21 protein-coding genes and 1 tRNA gene are annotated in these 19,572 nt (G+C 36.1%); 15 read left to right on the top strand and 7 right to left on the bottom strand.

The annotated features are described in order from the left end of the window. Positions 1-74 precede the first annotated feature (74 nt). A complete protein-coding gene (gene tuf / locus FFONT_RS02905) occupies positions 75-1,385 on the top strand; it encodes a translation elongation factor EF-1 subunit alpha (protein WP_148683570.1) in 1,311 nt (436 codons plus the stop codon). Between the two features lie 80 nt (positions 1,386-1,465). After that, entirely contained in the window at positions 1,466-1,777 is a 312-nt protein-coding gene (gene rpsJ, locus FFONT_RS02900; protein WP_148683569.1) for a 30S ribosomal protein S10, read from the top strand. Here the strand turns inward: rpsJ and FFONT_RS02895 are convergent. Then, on the bottom strand, positions 1,774-2,127 hold the full coding sequence (locus FFONT_RS02895) for a hypothetical protein (protein ID WP_014557730.1): 354 nt from the start codon (positions 2,125-2,127) through the stop codon (positions 1,774-1,776). The genes rpsJ and FFONT_RS02895 overlap by 4 nt on opposite strands. 137 nt (positions 2,128-2,264) lie before the next feature. Between FFONT_RS02895 and FFONT_RS02890 the strand changes: the two genes are divergently transcribed. Then, positions 2,265-2,972, top strand: a complete 708-nt coding sequence (locus tag FFONT_RS02890; protein ID WP_014557729.1) for a nucleotidyltransferase family protein — start codon at positions 2,265-2,267, stop codon at positions 2,970-2,972. Next, positions 2,973-3,058: transfer RNA gene (locus FFONT_RS02885), tRNA-Ser, on the top strand. It begins immediately after the preceding gene. Between the two features lie 135 nt (positions 3,059-3,193). Here the strand turns inward: FFONT_RS02885 and FFONT_RS02880 are convergent. After that, positions 3,194-3,751, bottom strand: a complete 558-nt coding sequence (locus FFONT_RS02880) for a class I SAM-dependent methyltransferase (RefSeq protein WP_148683568.1) — start codon at positions 3,749-3,751, stop codon at positions 3,194-3,196. A gap of 246 nt (positions 3,752-3,997) precedes the next feature. Between FFONT_RS02880 and FFONT_RS02875 the strand changes: the two genes are divergently transcribed. Both FFONT_RS02875 and FFONT_RS02870 read left to right on the top strand, forming a co-directional pair. Beyond that, entirely contained in the window at positions 3,998-6,292 is a 2,295-nt protein-coding gene (locus FFONT_RS02875) for a sodium-translocating pyrophosphatase (protein WP_014557727.1), read from the top strand. Positions 6,293-6,386: 94 nt separating this feature from the next. Beyond that, complete coding sequence (locus FFONT_RS02870) at positions 6,387-7,544, top strand: hypothetical protein (protein WP_014557726.1); 1,158 nt, start codon at positions 6,387-6,389, stop codon at positions 7,542-7,544. A gap of 28 nt (positions 7,545-7,572) precedes the next feature. Here FFONT_RS02870 and FFONT_RS02865 read toward each other — a convergent pair whose 3' ends face one another. After that, on the bottom strand, positions 7,573-7,890 hold the full coding sequence (locus FFONT_RS02865; protein ID WP_014557725.1) for a hypothetical protein: 318 nt from the start codon (positions 7,888-7,890) through the stop codon (positions 7,573-7,575). Between the two features lie 329 nt (positions 7,891-8,219). Between FFONT_RS02865 and FFONT_RS02860 the strand changes: the two genes are divergently transcribed. From FFONT_RS02860 to FFONT_RS02830, 7 genes are all read left to right on the top strand, one after another. Then, complete coding sequence (locus FFONT_RS02860) at positions 8,220-8,969, top strand: glycosyltransferase (RefSeq protein ID WP_014557724.1); 750 nt, start codon at positions 8,220-8,222, stop codon at positions 8,967-8,969. After that, on the top strand, positions 8,966-9,667 hold the full coding sequence (locus FFONT_RS02855) for an NAD(P)-binding protein (RefSeq protein ID WP_014557723.1): 702 nt from the start codon (positions 8,966-8,968) through the stop codon (positions 9,665-9,667). Before FFONT_RS02860 ends, FFONT_RS02855 begins: the two co-directional genes overlap by 4 nt. Further along, complete coding sequence (locus FFONT_RS02850) at positions 9,664-10,314, top strand: phosphoserine phosphatase (RefSeq protein ID WP_014557722.1); 651 nt, start codon at positions 9,664-9,666, stop codon at positions 10,312-10,314. The genes FFONT_RS02855 and FFONT_RS02850 overlap by 4 nt, the downstream gene beginning before the upstream one ends. Next, positions 10,311-11,060 carry a mechanosensitive ion channel family protein gene (locus tag FFONT_RS02845; RefSeq protein ID WP_014557721.1) on the top strand — a complete coding sequence of 250 codons (750 nt, stop codon included), beginning with the start codon at positions 10,311-10,313 and terminating at the stop codon, positions 11,058-11,060. Before FFONT_RS02850 ends, FFONT_RS02845 begins: the two co-directional genes overlap by 4 nt. Before the next feature lie 66 nt (positions 11,061-11,126). Beyond that, positions 11,127-12,575, top strand: a complete 1,449-nt coding sequence (locus FFONT_RS02840; RefSeq protein ID WP_014557720.1) for an ABC transporter ATP-binding protein — start codon at positions 11,127-11,129, stop codon at positions 12,573-12,575. After that, the gene (locus tag FFONT_RS02835; RefSeq protein ID WP_014557719.1) at positions 12,565-13,287 is read left to right on the top strand and encodes an energy-coupling factor transporter transmembrane component T; all 723 of its coding nucleotides are present in this window, start codon (positions 12,565-12,567) and stop codon (positions 13,285-13,287) included. Before FFONT_RS02840 ends, FFONT_RS02835 begins: the two co-directional genes overlap by 11 nt. Before the next feature lie 58 nt (positions 13,288-13,345). Then, positions 13,346-13,900 (top strand): ECF transporter S component, encoded by a 555-nt coding sequence (locus FFONT_RS02830; protein ID WP_014557718.1) that lies wholly within the window; start codon positions 13,346-13,348, stop codon positions 13,898-13,900. Positions 13,901-13,915: 15 nt separating this feature from the next. On the opposite strand, the gene FFONT_RS02825 is transcribed toward FFONT_RS02830, so the two are convergent. Continuing rightward, complete coding sequence (locus FFONT_RS02825; protein WP_014557717.1) at positions 13,916-14,818, bottom strand: thiamine-phosphate synthase family protein; 903 nt, start codon at positions 14,816-14,818, stop codon at positions 13,916-13,918. A gap of 163 nt (positions 14,819-14,981) precedes the next feature. On the opposite strand from FFONT_RS02825, the gene FFONT_RS02820 reads away from it, so the two are divergent. Both FFONT_RS02820 and FFONT_RS02815 read left to right on the top strand, forming a co-directional pair. Next, positions 14,982-15,257, top strand: a complete 276-nt coding sequence (locus FFONT_RS02820) for an ATP cone domain-containing protein (RefSeq protein WP_014557716.1) — start codon at positions 14,982-14,984, stop codon at positions 15,255-15,257. A gap of 63 nt (positions 15,258-15,320) precedes the next feature. Further along, positions 15,321-17,015, top strand: a complete 1,695-nt coding sequence (locus tag FFONT_RS02815; RefSeq protein ID WP_158308294.1) for a cation:proton antiporter — start codon at positions 15,321-15,323, stop codon at positions 17,013-17,015. On the opposite strand, the gene FFONT_RS02810 is transcribed toward FFONT_RS02815, so the two are convergent. The 3 genes from FFONT_RS02810 to FFONT_RS02800 all read right to left on the bottom strand — a co-directional run bounded on the left by FFONT_RS02810 (position 17,005) and on the right by FFONT_RS02800 (position 19,397). Then, on the bottom strand, positions 17,005-17,307 hold the full coding sequence (locus FFONT_RS02810) for a hypothetical protein (protein ID WP_148683566.1): 303 nt from the start codon (positions 17,305-17,307) through the stop codon (positions 17,005-17,007). The two genes, FFONT_RS02815 and FFONT_RS02810, sit on opposite strands and share 11 nt — an antisense overlap. A 16-nt stretch (positions 17,308-17,323) precedes the next feature. Beyond that, positions 17,324-17,716, bottom strand: a complete 393-nt coding sequence (locus FFONT_RS02805) for a hypothetical protein (RefSeq protein WP_014557713.1) — start codon at positions 17,714-17,716, stop codon at positions 17,324-17,326. 244 nt (positions 17,717-17,960) lie between these two features. After that, a complete protein-coding gene (locus tag FFONT_RS02800; protein WP_148683565.1) occupies positions 17,961-19,397 on the bottom strand; it encodes an MFS transporter in 1,437 nt (478 codons plus the stop codon). Between the last annotated feature and the right edge of the window lie 175 nt (positions 19,398-19,572).

Below are 19,572 nucleotides of genomic sequence, written 5' to 3'. Positions count from 1 at the left end.
CCATATATCAAATATCATAGTAGTTTTAAATATCCTTTAATGTAAAAATTAAAAACACAGTGAGAGTGATCCCAATGAGCGAAAAACCTCACCTTAACTTAGTAGTAATCGGACATGTTGACCATGGAAAGAGCACTACTGTAGGGCACATACTTTACAGATTAGGTTATGTAGATCCTAAAAAGCTGGCCGAGCTAGAAGAAGAGGCAAAGAAGAAAGGTAAAGAGTCTTTTAAATATGCATGGTTGCTCGATAACCTAAAAGAAGAAAGAGAAAGAGGAGTAACAATAGATCTTTCATTTATGAAATTCGAAACCAAAAAGTACTACTTCACTATAATTGATGCTCCAGGGCACAGAGATTTCGTCAAGAATATGATCACCGGTGCAAGTCAGGCTGATGCTGCAATACTTGTCGTTTCTGCGAGAAAAGGAGAATTTGAGGCTGGAATGAGCCCAGAAGGACAGACAAGAGAGCACTTAATACTTGCGAAAACAATGGGAATTGAACAGATAATAGTTGCAGTAAACAAGATGGATGCAACAGAGCCACCGTATAGCCAGGAAAGGTACAAACAAGTAATTGACACTCTTCAGAAATTTATGAAGGGCCTGGGATTTGATATATCGAAGATTCCGTTTATACCTATATCCGGTTGGAACGGAGACAACTTAATAGAGAGAAGCCCTGCCATGCCTTGGTACAACGGCCCCACTCTGGTAGAAGCCTTAGACAATATTCAGATTCCACCAAAGCCAATTGATAAGCCATTAAGAATTCCAATACAAGCGGTATATGCTATAAGCGGTATAGGGACAGTTCCTGTAGGAAGAGTTGAGTCGGGAGTTCTGAAGAAAGGAGACAGGATAGTATTTATGCCTCCAGCAATAGTTGGAGAAGTCAGAAGCATCGAGATGCACCACACGCAGATAGAAAAGGCAGAGCCAGGAGACAACATAGGATTCAACGTGAGAGGCGTCACAAAGACCGATATTAAGAGAGGAGACGTAGCAGGACATTTAACCAATCCGCCAACAATTGCAAAGGAATTCACTGCGAGACTTTTCATAATTTGGCATCCATCAGCCGTAACAGTTGGCTATACACCAGTTATTCATGCACATACTGCAAGCATTGCAGCTAAGATAACCGAGCTGGTATCAAAACTAGATCCAAGGACTGGTAAAGAGGCTGAGAAGAACCCGCAGTTCCTAAAGCAGGGAGATACGGCAATTGTGAAGTTCCAGCCAATTAAGCAGATGGTTGTAGAGAAGTTCTCCGAGTTCCCAGCACTAGGAAGATTCGCTATGAGAGATATGGGCAAGACGATAGGCATTGGAGTAATAACTGATGTAGTGCCTGAACAGGTTCAGATAAAGGGATAAAATTTTTATCGAATGCTAAAATCCAAAATATTTTTAAGTTTTTGTTTTTTTATCTTAAATAAAAATTGGGAGTGAAGCTTATGCCGGCTACAATGGCAAGGATAAGGTTATGGAGTGCGAATGTTGAATCGCTAGATAAGGTTACAAGCCAAATAAAGGCTATAGCAGAGAAAGGAGGAGTAAAGATGAGAGGACCGGTGCCCCTTCCAACTAAAAGGTTGGTAGTTCCGGTTCTTAGATTACCTCACGGTGAAGGTTCAAAACACTGGGAGCACTGGGAAATGAGGATACATAAGAGGCTTATAGATATAGCAAGTGACGAAAGGATTATGAGACAGATAATGAGGGTCAGAGTGCCAGAAGACGTTTATATCGAAATTGAGCTGATCTAAAAAAATTCTAAAGCACTTAAAATTTCCTTTATGACACCATCGGTTTTTACAAAATCTTTTTGAAGCAAGCATACTTTTAAAGCTTTGTTGCAAGCATATCCTTTTATATCAATTAAATCTCCTACAATTATCACAGCTGGGACTTCTTCAAAAGAAAGTTGCTCTCTTAACAGCTTAATAACTAATTCCGTATACTTACCTTCAGACCAATTGAAAGCCCTAGTGTCATATATTAAAGGGTTTATCAAAGGAAAGGACTTTATGCTGTAGTCATCAATGCATTTTTTCAGCCCAAGAGCGGTCTCCTCGCTGACATCTTGCGCTCTAGCGATTAGAATCATCCTTTCCATTTGCTTACCGCCACATTATTTTTGTATAAAAGTATCTTAAAATTTAAATAGATTAAAATATTTTATAGTTGAAGTGTTCGAATTTGATTTAAATTGTCGATGAGAGTTTTAATATTAGATTAACTGCGGTGAAAACTATGAAAGTAGAAACTGCTGCAATACTTGCGGGAGGATATGGCAAAAGGCTGAGACCTTTAACAGACTCCATTCCTAAGCCAATGATAGAGGTTGGAGGAAGACCCATATTAGAGTGGCAGATGCTTTGGCTTAGAAGCCTTGGTATAAAAAAATTTGTCCTTCTAGTTGGATACTTAGGCGAGATTATAAAAAGCTATTTTGGCAATGGTGAAAAGCTTAAAGTTGAAATAAAATATTCCTTTGAAAATGAGCCTTTAGGAACTGGAGGAGCAATTAAAAATGCTTATAACGTAATGAAAGATGAAAAATATTTCTTTGTTGTAAATGGAGATATTATAACGAACCTGAACCCTTATGAAATGGTCAGCGATTTGGAGGATGAGATTGGCGTAATTGCTCTCGCTCCTCTTCAAAGCCAGTATGGAGTTGTCGATGTAGATACCAACGGTCATATAAGAGGTTTCAGAGAAAAGCCAAAGATAGAGGGCATATGGATAAATGCCGGAGTGTACTTACTAAAAAGCGAAATATTTGAAATGCTTCCAAAAAAAGGGGATATTGAGAAGGAAACTTTTCCGAAAGTTGCAGAACAAAATAAATTAAAGGGGAAAAAGTATTTTGACATATACTGGAAAAGCATTGATAGCCACAAAGATCTTGAAGAAGTGGATAAAGCTATAAGGGAGAAAAAAGTATTTAGTTTTTGAGCCGGGGTGCCCGAGCGGACTAAGGGGCTGGCCTGGAGAGCCAGTTCCCCATACGGGGAGCGCGGGTTCAAATCCCGCCCCCGGCGCTACTTAAATCAAAAGTGCGAAATATCTTTAGAATAAAGTTTTTTGATATACAAATAAATACAAAAATCATTAGATATAGTTATGGAAAAGGTAAAGAAGATCATTTATCCCAATTTTTCGCTCTCTTCGATGAACTATTTTTCTTTTTTAAAAATTGCAATATACTGAGAATCTCTCTCGATCATTTTGTCTAATTTAAAGCCAACTTCAGTTGCCATTTTGACGAGATCCTCTGGTTTTATTCTTATATGAGGTGGAGGACCAAATAACCATGAATCTGAAGGCTTAAACTCTATTATCAGTAATCTTCCATTTTCAGCAGAATTTTTATATAAATAGCTAAGCAACTCTTTTTTGCAATTTATATCATGAAAGCTATTAGAGAAAAACGCTAAATTGAAATACTTTATTTCTAGGCCTTCACAAACGTCTTTCGCCAAAAATTCCAAGTTGCTAATGCCCTTTTCTTTACCCTCTTGAATTAAGCTATTCATAAGGCTTTCATCCATATATGCTTTATCAATAGCGTAGACCTTCTTTGCATGTTTAGAAAATATGAAGGAATAATAACCGTCTCCTGATCCTATGTCCAAAATAACATCTTCGTTGCTGAGTTGAGCCAATTCAAGAAGCAAATTTTCCTCGAGTCTTTTCTTGTTGGAATGCATATGATGGTGGTAATGTTTGCTCATTTTTTCACCTTGTTAAATATTGCAGGTGCAAATATTTAAAAAAAGTGCAATTTATAGCTACTTCAAATAAAAATAGTTAAATTTTATAATAATTATTAATATTAAAAAATGAATAAATTTTAATATTTAAAAATTGAAAAAGGAAAAATTTTTATTGCAAAAACAGCAAATGATAAAAAAAGATTAAGTTTTTTAACCATTCGGCTTTATTTTTTCAAGGTAATTACAGTTTTAAACATTGGTGAAATGAAAGTGCTGTTCGTATATGTGGGTCTAATTGCAGGTCTTCTAGGAATAATAAGTGCTTTATATATCTATAACTGGATTGGAAGGCAACCTACAGGCACGGAAAAAATGGTCGAGATATGGAAATCGATAAGAGAAGGAGCTTCAGCATATATGAAAAGGCAATTAAAAACAATAATTGTGTTCTCTTTTATTATGGCTGTTATTGCTGGTATCAGCGTTTACATCGGGTACGATGTGAAGCTTTTGCCACAACATCCGGAAATGAGAAGCGAAGTTATTTCAGAGTCCATTCTTATTGCCGTCTCAGTAGTTTTGGGTAGTGCATCATCTGTAACAGCAGCGTTTTTAAGTATGGATGCATCAACAAAGGCTAATGTGAGAACAACCGAGGCCGCAAGGAGAGGAACTTGGGAAGCGCTCAGGACTGCAGTTTTAGGAGGAAGTGTGCTAGGATTTTTAGTGCCATCAATGAGCGTCTTTATGCTCTCTCTGCTCTATCTAGTATATTCTTTCTTTGTAGGCGGTAGCAATCCTTTAAGCATAAGAATTGTACTTGACAGTTTGGCAGGATTTGCTTTTGGGGCAAGCCTTTCGGCATTATTTGCTCAAGTTGGAGGAGGAATATATACAAAAGCTGCGGACATGGGTGCAGATCTTGTTGGAAAGGTTGAAGCGGGAATACCTGAAGACGATCCTAGAAATCCGGCCGTAATAGCAGACCAGGTCGGAGATAACGTTGGTGACTGTGCGGGAAGAGGGGCAGACATTTTCGAATCTATTACTGCAGAACTGCTAGGTTCTATGATCGTTGGTTGGGCAGTTTACTTTATATTGATTAATGCAGGAACTTCCCAGGATACGGCTATTAAATTCATGCTATTGCCATTGCTGATAGGAGCTGTAAAGATAATCTCAACTATACCAGGAGTTGTAACAGCAGCTTCCCAGAAGAAGTTTAATGACCCGATTGAGCCCATGAGGAACGGGGTTATAGTAACAGCTGTTGTCGCATTAATTGGATTCGCGATCGTATATATTCTTTTCTTTAGGCAGTATTGGGGATATCTTCTCTCAGAATCGCTGATAGGAATAATTTCTGCTGTTATAATAGTGCTAGCTACGAACTATTATACCGGTAGGGAATCTAAAGCAGTTGTTGAAATAGCTCAAGTCTCGCAATCCAGCTCTGCTTTGACAATTCTGAAAGGGCTCACGATAGGAATGAGGGCGACATTCGTGCCTATTATCGTAATTTCATCAGCTCTTCTTATTGCTTTCATGATAGGCATGCATATGCCACTTCCTTCGACTTCTAATTCATTGGCAATAGCAGGCATTCCAATAGAAAAATTCCTTTACGGAATTTTTGGAACCGCTTTAGCTACATTAGGAATGTTATCGCTTTCAGGGATCATAATGACTCTCGATGGTGCAGGACCTATTTCTGACAATGCTGGTGGAATCGCTGAAATGGCTGGACTGGAAGAAGAGGTTAGAAATAGGCTCGATCCTCTTGATGTTTTAGGAAACGTTACAAAGGCCTTGACCAAGGGATTTGCGATGGGAAGCGCATCTCTTGCAGCTTTACTGCTATTTCAGGCATTTGTTCAAGATTATGTTGCGAGAGATCCTTCGGTAATTCAGCTAGTTAGTGGAATTGCTCAAATAAATATGCAGAACTTCCTTGTAATTATGCAGCAATTTATCAACAGGCTAGTTTTGATTAGACCTGATATAATGCTGAGCTTCTTAATAGGCGCAATGATTCCATATTTGTTCAGTTCTTTCGCATTAGATGCTGTGACAAGGGCAGCATGGATGATGGTTGAAGAGGTCAGGAGACAGTTTAAGGAGAGACCAGGGATATTAGAATGGAAGGAAAAGCCTGATTACTATAGAGCGGTTGATATTAGCACTCAATATGCGATTAGAAACATGATCTCTCCCGCACTAACAGTCATATTGCCGCCTTTGGTTATAGGAATTTTGTTCGGAGGAGCTGCTGTTGGTGCTCTAGTTGTGGGTGCAACTGCAAGTGCTGTAACTTTAGCAATTTTAATGATGTGGGGAGGAGCAGCGTGGGATAATGCTAAAAAGTACATAGAAGCTGGTCATTTCGGAGGAAAGAAATCACCTGCGCATGCAGCAGCAGTAGTTGGAGATACCGTTGGAGATCCATTAAAGGACACTGCAGGGCCATCATTACATATAGTAATTAAATTATTAAATACAATATCATTGGTATTTATTCCGATATACATGATATGGTTATTGAGTTCGGTCTTGCCATAATTTTTTGTTTTTTAAAATAAATAATGAAAAAAGGAAAGGGTCTTTTTCTTTTAAAGGTATTTTCGTTAAATTGATTATTACGGTGGATTAGCTGATGTGGTTTTTTATTGGAACTATATCGCTGTCTTTTCTTTCATTTATAAACAGCGCACTTTCAACTTATATAGCATATAATTTTCATGTATCTTCTCAAGTTTACGGATTCATTACTGCTATGTGGAGCGTAACTTTTATTCTGTCAAATAAAATACTTTCTCCTCTTTCAGATTCAGAAGATAATAAATTGCTAAGTGCAATTTCAGTTATTACTATGGCGACTTCATTTGTCTTGCTCTATGTTCACAGTTTTTTATCTGTAACTATAGCATTTTTACTGAATGCCATTAGCAATTCAAGCTCGACGCTCTCCCTTACTACCACGATATTTGAAATGAATGACAGCTCTCAGTGGTCAAAAAAATCAATTCTTCAGAACATGATTTCGTATATAACAAGAGGAGTTCTTTTAATCCTAATAGGAGGAGTATTTTTAGGCTTGTCTTTAGATATATTCATGCTCATAGCTGTAATTCTTTCAATATTATTCTTTCTTTCGTTGCCTTCCATACCATTCGGATTTGAGAGGAAGTTTCACGCTTTCTCGCAAAGCTTCAACTGGATAAACTTCTATCTCGGTGGGTTTACTTCTTCAGATTTGATAAGCAATAGCTATTACCTCAAAAAATTTGAAGGCATAAGAAAAAGCAAAAGCTCAATCTCCATACTTATAGCAATTCTTGGAACAACGTTGGTTGGAAACTACATGATTACTGCACTTCCTATTGTTCTGCGATCAAGTGTTCCTATGCATATTATGTGGCTTTCAAATGGAGTTGCGTATGTATTAATGGGCTTAGTTCTCTTGATGCTATCATCAACAAAAGTCAAAAGCCTTTCACTAGCTTCATTTTCTATACTTATAAGAGGCGCTTGGTTCATATTTTTCCTGGATGCTGCGAGAAATCCGCAATTCCTTCCAATATATATTGCATTCTCTCTCATAATGTATTCAATTATAAACTCTACTCTCTATAACTATTTTGTAGAGCTTACAAGCGGATACGGAAACCATTCTTATTATATGGCTAGAGAAGTTGGAAATCTAATCGGAAGCGTATTATCAGGATTAATGCTCACTTTTGGAGAGAGTCCTATATTTTTCTCTATTCCAGCGATAATTACAGCAATTTCCTTCGCGTCATTAATAATTTAAAGAAATACGTGAAATTTGTCAATGACGTTTAACTTTTCTTAGCCTTTGGTTTTCTGCCTTTTTTACTTTTGTTGCTTTTTTCCTTCTTTCTTTCGCTCTTTTCCTTCTTTTCTTTTTCTTTAGCTTTGTGTGAAATGAGCTCTCCATAAGCCTTATCGAGATCTTCTTTGCTTATTTTTCCCTCGCTTGCTTGTTCAATTTTCTCTACTATTTCAATCATTGTATTGATTTCGTCCGGAGATATGTCAAAACCTATAGAGCTTTCCTCCTCTTCCATTTCAGATGCTTCTTCCTTTTCTTCCTCCTCTTCAATTTCTACCTCTTCTACCTCTTCTTCCTCACTCATAAAAACACCTCATAAAAGGAGCTAAACACAGTATATTGCTTTTTAAGAATATAAATTTTAAACTGATTCATCTCATTCCTTTGGAAATAAGTTTCTTTTAGGGAGTTTACTGGCTCCCTTCATTCATTTGTAAATAGATATTTCATCTGCGAAGAAGATAAAAGTTCAGACCAGGCGCGAGAGAAGGTCAGTGTTTTCATTCTCGTGAAATAAGCAATCAACTAATATTAAAATGGAAAAACTATTAAAATAGATACTTGGCTTGTAGAGAAAACATTTAAAGCTAAAAAAATATTATTAATGAAATATAAATATCTAAAAGATCGAAGATGAAAGAAGTTTCTGTAATCTTTCCAGCGAAAGATGAAGAAAAATTCATTGCACATTCTGTAAAAACTGCAAAAAAAGCAAAGAACGTAAGGGAAATCATTTTAGTGGACGGAGGAAGCGTTGATAATACACCTGCTATTGCGAAAAAACTTGGAGCAAAAGTTATCTTCCAAAGCATTTTAAAGTATCCAGGAAAAGGGGTTGCGATGAGAGATGGTTACTATTACTCGACCAAAGATATAATTGTTTTTCTAGATGCAGATATAAAGAACCTCACTCCTGATTTTATTAATAAGCTTATTGAACCGATCTTGAAGGGTGAGACGGACTTCGTAAAGGGAACATTTGGAAGGAAATCAGGGAGAGTAACTGAGCTTGTGGCTAAACCTCTGCTCAGGATCTTTTATCCTGAGCTTTCGTATCTTTCTCAGCCATTAAGCGGCGAAATTGCTGGAACTTCTGAAGCTTTTTCTAAGGTAAATTGGGAGTTGGGGTGGGGGGTTGATATTGGGATAGTACTAGATATATATAAAGCCGGTTTCAAAATTAAGGAAGAAAATTTAGGATTTAAAGATCATGACATGAAACCATTGCCAATGCTTACTGAGATGGCTTACGAAGTTGCACAAACTATAATTAGAAGAGCTACCCAAGATGGGAAGATATCTGAATCTAAAGGCGAAGAATTGCTTGCGAAATACATAGAAGAAAGTAAAACTCAAAAATATGAAGAGGGTGAAGAAATGTGAGGCATGTAATTGTAGGTTCAACACATTTTACTACATTTGCGCTGAAAGGGATTAGAGAAGCGGATCCGAGTGGAATAATAATAGTAATAGAAAGGTCTATAGAAGTAGCAACCATTATGGCAAAGCAAGTAAATGGAAAAGCAGTTGCAGGCGATCTCAGGGACAAAAAAGTGCTTGAAAGTGCAGAGATAAATTTGGCAGATACATTCTTTTCTTTAACTGACTCTGATGCTTTAAATATAAAGCTCTGCTCATTTGCAAAAAAGGATTTTTCCGTTCCAATAGTTGTTGGACTTATTAACAATCCTATGAACTATGAAAACATGCGTGAAGCTGGAGCTGATTTTATCATTGATCCTACGCTTTTTTTAGAGAACTATGTGAAAAGTATTATAGCTATAGACAGACCTGTTAAGTACGAGCTTCCCAATTTTCTCGGTCTGGACATTTTAGCATTGAGACCTTCTAAGTTACTAGAGGGAAAAGAAGCTCTAGTAAGTTTTGTTAAGAATATTAACACCAAGAATGAAGTAAAGGCAATAAGAGTTTTGTCTTCCAAGGAAAATAAACCAAAGAATATAGATGAGATAGAGCAGGGCGATTATTTGATTTTTGCAATTGAAAAGGAAAAATCTGAAGGTTTTCAAGAAAAAATTAAAGATTTTGTAAAAAAGACCTTAGGGCTGAAAGAAACATGAAGGCATTTATAGACCTTGATCTTACTATTACATCAGAGAGAACAGCATTTGTTATAAGCAGAAGCTTTGGACTTGAGGAAAAAACTAGACAAATTCTTTTGTCAAGAGAAGATGAGTACATCAAATCTATAAAGATCTCAAACCTTTTAAGCGGAATAGATTTACGAGGAATAAATAAGGCTGTCCTTAATACAAAAATCTTTGATTGCACAGAAAAGCTTCTCAATTTATTAAAAGAAAAAGGATTCGAAATAAACATAGTCTCTCTCGCATATAAGCAACCAATTCAAGCGCTATTTAAATATAAGCTGAACATTTCAAATGTAAACATATTTGCTCCCGAGCTTGTTGTAGAAAGGGAAAACTCCAAAGTTATAGGCGTAAAGATTTCAATTGGGAAGATAGAAACTCCCTGGTGCCTCAACTGTCCTGTGTGCAAAAGGTATATAGTTAGGAGGAATAAGGACGAGTTTACTCTCGCAATAGGAGACTCAATAGTCGATTTGTGCATGTTTTTAGAGGCGGACAAGTCAATTTTAATAGACAACGGAAATGTACCATGTTTTTTGAAGAATAAGGCCACATATGCAGTGAAAGATCTTTGCTCAGCCATAAGAATAATTGAAAATTTAGGTGATAAAAAATGATCCTTTTCGGTTTGTCTAATGAATTTGTAATAAGAGTTATAATATCAGTCATATTTATAATTTTTATATATTTTTTCGTAAAGTACTTAGATAAGCTAATAAATAAGGTCTTTTCAAGGATAGATCCTTCACTTAGACTAGAAGTAAAATCCGTCTTTTCATATGCAATATATGTTTTAGGAGCTTTGATTGCAATATCTATAATTTCTCCTCAAACTTCTATATTAGACGTTATTATCTTATTGCTGGGCTTAGCTATAGTAATTTCGTTTGCTGACGTCCTTAGGAACTGGGGGATTCAATTTTTGCTAAGAGGAACAAAGTCTTTTAAAATAGGGGACTGGATCGAAGTTGATGGCATTTTCGGAAGGGTTATAAGCATTGAGGACAATGGCATATTTTTGGAAACAGCTAGAAGGGAGAGAATCTTTATTTCAAATATAAGACTGAGCAATTCAATAATTATAAACAGAACGACCCCCATAGGGTATATGTATAGAGTAAGAATCTACATCCCTCAAACAGTGAAGCCATTGGAGGCTTTAGAGAGAGTTAAAGAAATAGTCTCAAAGATAAAAGGGGAGCTGTCATCAGAACCAACTGTTCTTTTGGGATTAGAAAAGAACATGACGGTAGTAGACCTCACTATGGAATTTTTAAATGTATATAAGCTGGAAGTTTTTTCAGAAAAGGTTTTAGAGGAAGTTCTCAGAGAATTCCCTGAAGCAGTAATCAAAAGGATCTAATTTTTTAATCTTTTTTATAATAATATATTTATCAATAAAAAGATAATAGTATTATTGCTGATTTTTATGCTAAGTGTACGTATAAACTCTGCTGGTTATAATGAAAGCGAAAAAATACTGAACAATATCAGTTTTGATGCTGAAAGCGGTAAACTCATTTTAATAGGAGGTCATTCAGGTTCTGGAAAAACTACTTTGCTTTTTGCTATTACTGGCGTGCTTACATCTTTATTAAAAGGATGGGCTGATGGAAAAGTTATTTACCGTTCAACAGACATACTGAAGCTAGATGAGCCGCTTTCATTTTCTGGCAAAATCTTCGGTTTTGTCCTTCAAGATCCTGATAGGCAACTTTTAATGCCAACGCCATTTGATGAAGTGATGTTCACACTTGAAAACTTTGGCTTCGAAGAAAGTGAAGCAAAGAAAAAGACGGAAAACCTTTTAGAAACATTTGGTTTGAAGAAAAAGATGTTTGAGCATGTTGAAAACCTATCCGGAGGAGAGAAAAGAAGACTATCATTGGCTTCTGCAATAGCTCATGATCCCCCTATAATTATATTCGACGAGCCTACAGCATCTTTAGATCCATGGGGTATTAATGATGTTAGAAATTTTATTGCTAGCGAAATAAGGATGGGAAAAAGCATTATTGTGGTAGAACATAAAGTAAAATATTTTATTGATATGGCATCTGAGCTTATAGTATTGGGAAAAAATTCAGATACCACTTATTTCAAGGACATCACTATTTCTCCTGAATTTTTGGAAAAATTAGATTCTTTGGGTGTAGATTCTTATCCTGTTTCTGAAACCAAGAAGAAAAAAGATGAAAATAGGAGAGAAAAAATTCTAGAAATGAGAGGGGTTGAATGCTGGTATGACGAAAGCGACTACATATTGAGAAATATTGATCTGGATTTGAGAAGGGGAGAGGTTGTTGCATTAGTAGGTCCAAACGGCTCCGGGAAGACAACTCTCTTAAAAACTATCGCAGGCTTTCATAAAAAATATAGTGGAGAGATAAAAATTTATGCGGAAAGAAAGAATGTCAAGCCTTTTTATGTACCTCAAGTTCCTGACTATTTGTTTATAAAAAACACTTTGAAAGAAGAGCTCGAATTCCTATCGAAAAAGACCGGAAAGAGAAAGGATGAATTAATAGCACTGCTCGACTTCTATGAAAGCAGAAAGAACTCTTCACCTTACACGCTTAGCCTTGGGCAAAGGAGGTGGCTTTCTGCAGTAATAGCATGGAGCTACGAACCTTCAATCGTTCTTTTTGATGAACCTACTGTTGGACTTGACAAGTTTATGCTATTTGATTTTTTCAGCAATGTTATCAAGCTTAAAGAAAAAGGCACTTCTTTCCTGATTTCTACTCACGATCCAAGAGTCTTGTCTGAAATTGCAGATAGAGCTTATGCTACATATAATGGAAGTATCAAAGAAGTGGATCCTATTGATGAAGCGAAAAAGCTAGAGACCATTTCAGGTGTAAGTCATGGAGCATAGAAAAATCAAGCCTTCTATGCTTTTCATATATGCGATTGCGGTATCAATTATGGCATTTGTTTTTAATTTGCCAAGCTCTCTCTTAATACCCTCATTGTTGAATTTCATATTAGGTATTTGCTATGGAAGGAAGACCCTTCCAATGAAGCTTATTTTTGTTATTTTGATGATAAATGCGTGGGGGGCCCTCATCAACGGCATCTATTTTCACAATACCGGTCCTATGTTGTTTAAAATAGGAGGGCTCTCTGTTAGGTACAACGCATTAACATCCTTTTTGCTTGTAAATTTAAGGTTCTTCCTAATAATCGGTTCAACTCTCTTCATGTTGGGTATGAGTGGAGGTTCCAGAGAGCTGATCAGGTCTTTAGAGCGAGACCTTGGAATGCCGCCGTGGATAGCATTTTCTATATCCCACGCTTTTAGGCTTTTTCCATTAATTTCTAGAGACTACAGAGAGCTTCAGATAGCCAGAAAAGAGAGGAAGGCTGGTACAAATATACTCAATCCTTTAATCTTAAAAGAAGTTTTAATTTCTATATTAAATGTAAGCTATGAAAGAGCCCAGTGGAGCGGAATTTCTGCAGAGCTTAGAGGCGTAAAGCTTAGGAAGAGGATAAAAAAGGAGAAACTTTCTATATATGATATATTTATACTAAGTTTAATTGCAGTAGAATGGGCGATTGCGATTATATTTGTAAAATTTTTATAACTTTACAATCAATAACTTTATATCCTTATTATTACATTTAATGTTTTGATGGTCTCATATGAACAGTGCAGAGAAAAAAGAAAAGAAGAAAACAAGCTATACAGGCATTGACCTCGCAATTTTAGCACTCGTTGGTGTAGTAACAGGAATTATATTTGCTGGATCATGGTCAATTTATTATGCAGTTGAAGCTGTAGGAGGTCCAGTTGGCGCAAGATTGGCTTCATACGGCCTTTGGTTTATAGGTGCTCCTCTTGCTGCCACGCTTATAAGAAAGCCTCTTTCAGCTCTATTTGGGGAAGTAATAGGGGCATTCGTTGAAACTTTAATAGCTCCAGCAGGCGGAATAACTAACATAATTTACGGGCTTTTGCAGGGACTCGCATCGGAATTTGTATATTTCCTTTTCAGATATAAAAGATGGGATATTATCTCTGGAGTTCTTTCAGCGATTGCCGCCGGACCTGTTGCAGTGGCATTAGATGCTTTGTTGTTTGGGACAATTGGAAGTAGCATTGAGATGTCTCTATGGGTGATTGCATCAATGGTTAGCGGTGCAGTTTATGGATTTATTGCCACTTATGCTGCAAAAAGTATAAGGAGAAATCAATAGTATGCAGATAATAAATTAAATAGTGTTTAGAGCTTTTTTAACCGCGTCAATTGCATTTTTTCCAAATATGTAACAGACAGGTTCTATCCCTTCTCCGCCTTCATCTACAATCACATCAGGGGGATCTTTAAGCTCTCCTAACAGCTCATCAAGATATAGGTAAAATTCCTCCATAGAGCTATGCGGCTTAACTTTAGAAATTTTATATCCAAGACGATCCATTTTTTCAATTATCTTTCTATCATATCTTATTACAATGACACCACACACTTCATTGAACCTATTTTTGACTTTAGAAAGAACTGTCGCTGTGTGCCTGCTCCCTCCCCTCATCGGTTCTCCTACAGCTATAACTCTGCTTCCAATGTTTACAATTTTACCAGAAAAGCCGACTGCTTCTATATAAGACCTCCCGCTTTCTGGAAATGCCACAATGTTAGAACCAACTTCAGGAATGAGGAGATAACTATTAGGGTTAGAATTGAACAACTCAAAAGCGGTTCTAACCTCATCTATTAAGATATCTTTCTTTTCTTTATGCGATGTTAGGCATATATTACAATCACCTGGAATTATTGGGTAAATTTTTCTATGAAAATTGCATAGCACGCCTCTCTCTAATAATGAAGCAGTATACGAATGGAGCAACTTTATATAATCAAACGGTCTGTTGTCGTGAAGCGTTTCAGAAAGGACTTCTACAAGCCTACTTACTTCTTCCTCATTTATCCCAACTTTTTTCAGTTTTTCAATATATATGGATTCATTTACGCTTAAGTATTTGTTAACCATAGGTTGGGATATTCCTAGTAGTTTTCCAACTTTAAATTGTCCATACCCTCTTTTTACTAAGTTATGTATAATCAGCCCTTTTATTGAAGGGGTCACATACTTTGAGACAAGCTCTTCAGGTATCATGTCGCATCTTCCTTTACATTACCAGGTTATTATTTATAAAAAATAATACTAATAAAGATTACCAACGTATTCTCGCTTTCAGCTACGAATAGAATTTTGCTTTTAAAAACTTATTATTATGTTATCCATTAATATTTTATAGACAGAACTTTATGGTGGAATAATGAATATTTCAGTTTTAAAAAGAAATGGAGAAAAAGAAGAGTTCATGCCAGAAAAAATAATTGTCAGTCTTGTAAAAACTGGAGCGACACCTGAGGTTGCTAGAAAAATAGCAAAAATAATTGAAGGCAGATTGCTTGAAAGAGGGGTAAGCGAGATAGCGACAAAGGACTTAATGAAGGAGGTTCTTGAGCTTTTAAAAAAGGAAAATGAGGAGTGGTACAACAACTGGCTTGTCTTTGATAGGGCAGTAAAGAAGAGAAAGATCGAGGCTTGAATTCAATTTAATAGATAAAGTTTTTTTATTTTAATACTTTTGTTTTTATATGAGGGAAGCCTATTGGATCCTTTGCTATCAGTGCTGATTTTGCTGACAGTCAGTGGATTCATAGCTTCAACTTTTCAGAGATTTGGCTTTGGAAGGATCCTCGGTTATATTTTTGGAGGAATTATTATAGCGTATATCGCTTTGCATTTTCATATTTCTGTTGACTTCAGTTATACAGATGCATTGAGAGAAATAGGTTTGGTACTTTTCTTTTTCGAAGCTGGTTCATCGATAAGCATTTCAGGACTGCGGGCATCTTTTTCTAGAGTTGTAGCTATAGAATTAGTATCTATAACGTTCATTTGGACTCTGAGCAGCATCGTTTCTTTTACTTTGGGCTTTTCTCAAATTGAAAGGCTTTTTACTTTTCTTCTCCTTGTAAACTGCTCTATGGTCACTTTCTATCTTATATCCAGTGATAGAGGAAGATTGGGGACAAAAATTAAGCAGATTGCTACTTTGCAGTTCAGCATGGAAGATATTGTACAGTTCAGTTTATTCTCAATACTTTTTTCATTCAGCAGTTCTAATGTTGGGATAATTAGCGGGTTCCAGCTTTTCTTAAAGATTGCAGCTCTTTCTCTAATTATGTTTGCTTCTGCTTATTTAATACTCAGGATTTTGAGCAGCTCTGCATTGGTGCAGGAAAAAACCAATAAGTTTATTCTATCTCTCGCTATAGCTCTCGGATATGTATCTATCTCTCAATACTTCGGTCTCCCTCCGTTATTTGGCGCATTCATCTCGGGCCTCGCCTTTTCATCAACTTTAGGTGCGGGGGAGATAGCTGACATGCTTGTAGGGATGAAAGAGATTGGTATGTTATTTTACTTCTCTTCTCTAGGAGCAGATATAGGTCTTTTCAATAGTATAAAAGTAATAAAGTATGGAATCATTTTAGGGATGCTGGCAGTACCAATAAGAATGATCGGTTTGTTTATCGGTGGGATTCTAGGTGGAGTGACTCCTGAAAATGCCTCACTCATCTCATTAACCCTTTTCCCTATAGCAGAAAGCGGAATTATATTTGCAGATACGTTGGCATCATCTGGAATGCTTGCAAGTCAAATGGTTGGCATATCAACTATAGCGGTTATGTCGACTTTAATTGTAAGTGGAGCTATATCTTCAAGAATTGATACCTTTGCATTAAAACTTATTTCGTTCATTCCTCTTAATACGAGAAAGGCCTTAGATGGAATTTCTAAGCTATATTTCAGCAGCATTGAGACGCTTGTTGGGACTTTTGCGATACTAACGAGATTTGTAGCAATTGTTTTGTTGGTTTCATATCTTAGCGATATGTTCTCCTTAATATTTCAACATATTAATTTATCATTTTCTATAGAAATAATTATACGGGTAATAATAGGAGTATTAGGATCTTCTCTTGTGCTGTTGGCTTTCATAGTCACCACAAATTCTATGCTGAGATTTATTTCAAAGAGATTTAATATGTTATCAAATTCCAGCTCTGGAAATATAGGAAGGGTCTTTGTTTATTTGTTTGGCGGGATAACTTTAGTTATAGAGCTTCAGCTTCTTTACGAATCTTTGAGCTGGACAAAAGAGTATTTTGGAATAGAGTTTTTTGGCATAAATCTTGCTTTTGCTTTAATGATAATCTTTCTAACCTTGTTCTTTATGACTAGAAGGAGAGAAGCTGTTAAAAGGAATACGGAAAATAGGAAAATATCTAGATATTAAATGAGTAAAGAGATTCCTGTCCCTTTTTTGTTGCTACTTTTGCGAAATAAGGAGCTCTTTCTTCAAGCTTGCACTCTAATGATATAGTATTCACTTCGCCAGGCTGAAGGCTAATGTTTAAAATTTCAGAGCAAAATACGTTTCCATAGATGTTGAAAACATATGCGCTATTTATATCAGCTTTAACTTCCCCAACGTTTTTTATAAAAATCGTTATTTTGTAAATTCCTGGCTTATTTTCAGATAATTTTATGCTTACTCCCTCTATTCTAATCTGCTCGGACATTTTCAACTACGTCACTTCAATTTTATGCATTGTTAATTATTTTGTCTAATTCTTTTAAAATCTCTTCTTCTATATGTTTGTTCCAAAGCATTTCCGGAATATCTACTAGTAAGAAAAGTGAGCTCAAAAATAATGTTTCAATTGTTGTTATAGCTATATTCTGGATCCAATTTCCAATTCCAACTTTAACTCTCAGTTTCTCAGGCTCTTGCTCAAAAGTGAAAGTAAGCGCCCTTCCTGCAGCAAATAGATCTCTCAATATCCCCCCCTTTCTCGCTTGAAGGATAGCTTTATCTACTCCGGTTTTTTGTTGAACTTGCCATCCGTTATTTTTTAAGTAGTTGGAAAACTTATCTAAAATTTCGCTCAGACTAACATTTTTATTATACTCTTTTTCAAAAGTAAAAATACCCATAATTTACACCAATTCTATTTTTACTAATTTTGTTATTTTTAACTAAAAGAATTTTCGTTCAAATAGGGTCTATTAAGAGCGTATTTTTTGCTAATTACTACTTTACTTAAAATTTTCATAAAGGTTATTTTTATACGAAACCTTATTGTCTCATCCTTCTTCTTTCTGTCCTTAGCCTAGACAAACAGTTTCGGGTTTCATAAAAGTTTATATTTTGATGTTGATGAGATAAAATAAAGATTTTTTAGTTAGAATATGGATGAGGAACAGAAATTGGAACTTCGATCGCAACTTTCTCTTCCGTAATTTCTTCAAGCGATTTGCCAGCAGGTTCTTTTAGCCATATTGATATAATCGCTCCAAGCATTGACACTCCTGACAGTATAAACAAAACTCCCCTGATACCTATAGATTCCAAAGCTAATGGGAATAAATATGTACTTAATGCCGCTCCAGCCTTTCCCGTAGCTGCAGCAATTCCATGCGATGTAGATCTATATTTCGTTGGGAAAAGCTCTGTTGGAAATACGAATGTTGTTTCATTTGGTCCGAAGTTTATAAAGAAAAATGAAAGACTGTATATCAGAAATGCTAAATATTTAGGTACATAGAATCCCAATACGTCTTTCCCATTACTAACAAGAGATAGTGCAACGATTAGATAAATTGCGGCCATTGCTATAAAGCCCTGTATTTGTATCCTCTTCCTTCCTAGTGAATCCATTAGGAAGGCTGCAAAGAAGTATCCAAAGGCGCCAACGAAGTATGGTATTCCCGATATTAAGATTTTCATATGTATTGAGTCTACAGAAATCATTTGGGGGACGATAAAAGATGAGTAAATGCCCGTTCCGTAGAAAGCTATGTCCATTAGAAACCAAGCAAAAGAAGCTATAAACAAAGACTTCCAGTATTTTTCCAAAAACTCTCTGAACGTTAAGTGATTTATGCCGTTGTTACCTACATTAAATCTTATCTCTTTCCCTATAATGATTTTGGATGCCTTTTTAGCCTCTTCTTGATTGTTTGATACGAGCAATGCATACCTCGGAGTTTCAGGTACTTTTCTTCTTAGATAGACGACCGAGAGTGGAGGGATTGCTCCGATAGCTAAGAGTGCTCTCCAAGTAATTTCAGCAGGAAGATAAGAAACCAATATTACAGAAGCTACCACAGCTGTTATTGCTCCAAAGCCCTGCATGGCGAATACCAATCCTACAAGCTTCCCTCTATCTTTGGCATTTGCATATTCGCTCATTATAGTTGCACTTACTGGGTAGTCTCCCCCAATTCCTATACCCAAAAAAATCCTTGAGATTAAAAGTGACTCGAAATTCCATGATATTGCACTCAGTAGCGCTCCAATTATCAAAATAGAAAGCTCAATTCCATATATTTTTTTTCTACCATATTTATCGGCGATCTTCCCAAAAAGAAGTTGTCCTATCATTGCAAAAGCAAGTGATGATGCACCAACAGCCCCGATCTCATGCCCTGATAAGTGGAATGAAGTTTGATACGGTCCAGATAGAAGCATGAGAACTATTCCAATTACAAAAAGGTCGTAGGCATCTGTAAAAAAGCCTAAGCCAGAAACGATCATTACCTTTATGTGTCCCCAGCTCAGCTTTGCCCTATCAAGTTCACTGAAAGCATTTGACAATTTATACACTTCCCCCATTTCTATACTTTTTATTCTTAATTGGCTATTTTTATACTTTTTTGCATAAATTTATAGAATTTATATATTTTTATAAAAATATAAAAGATATATAGAAGGCTTCTTCGGATGAAAGTACCAAAAGAATTGAATTATAATTTAAAAAATAAATACAAGAAAATTAAAAAATAGTTTA

The sequence above is a fragment of the Fervidicoccus fontis Kam940 genome (assembly GCF_000258425.1).
Classification (GTDB): domain Archaea; phylum Thermoproteota; class Thermoprotei_A; order Sulfolobales; family Fervidicoccaceae; genus Fervidicoccus; species Fervidicoccus fontis.
The sequence above is the reverse complement of the archived record's forward strand: the minus strand, read 5'-3'. Positions and strand labels throughout refer to the sequence as shown.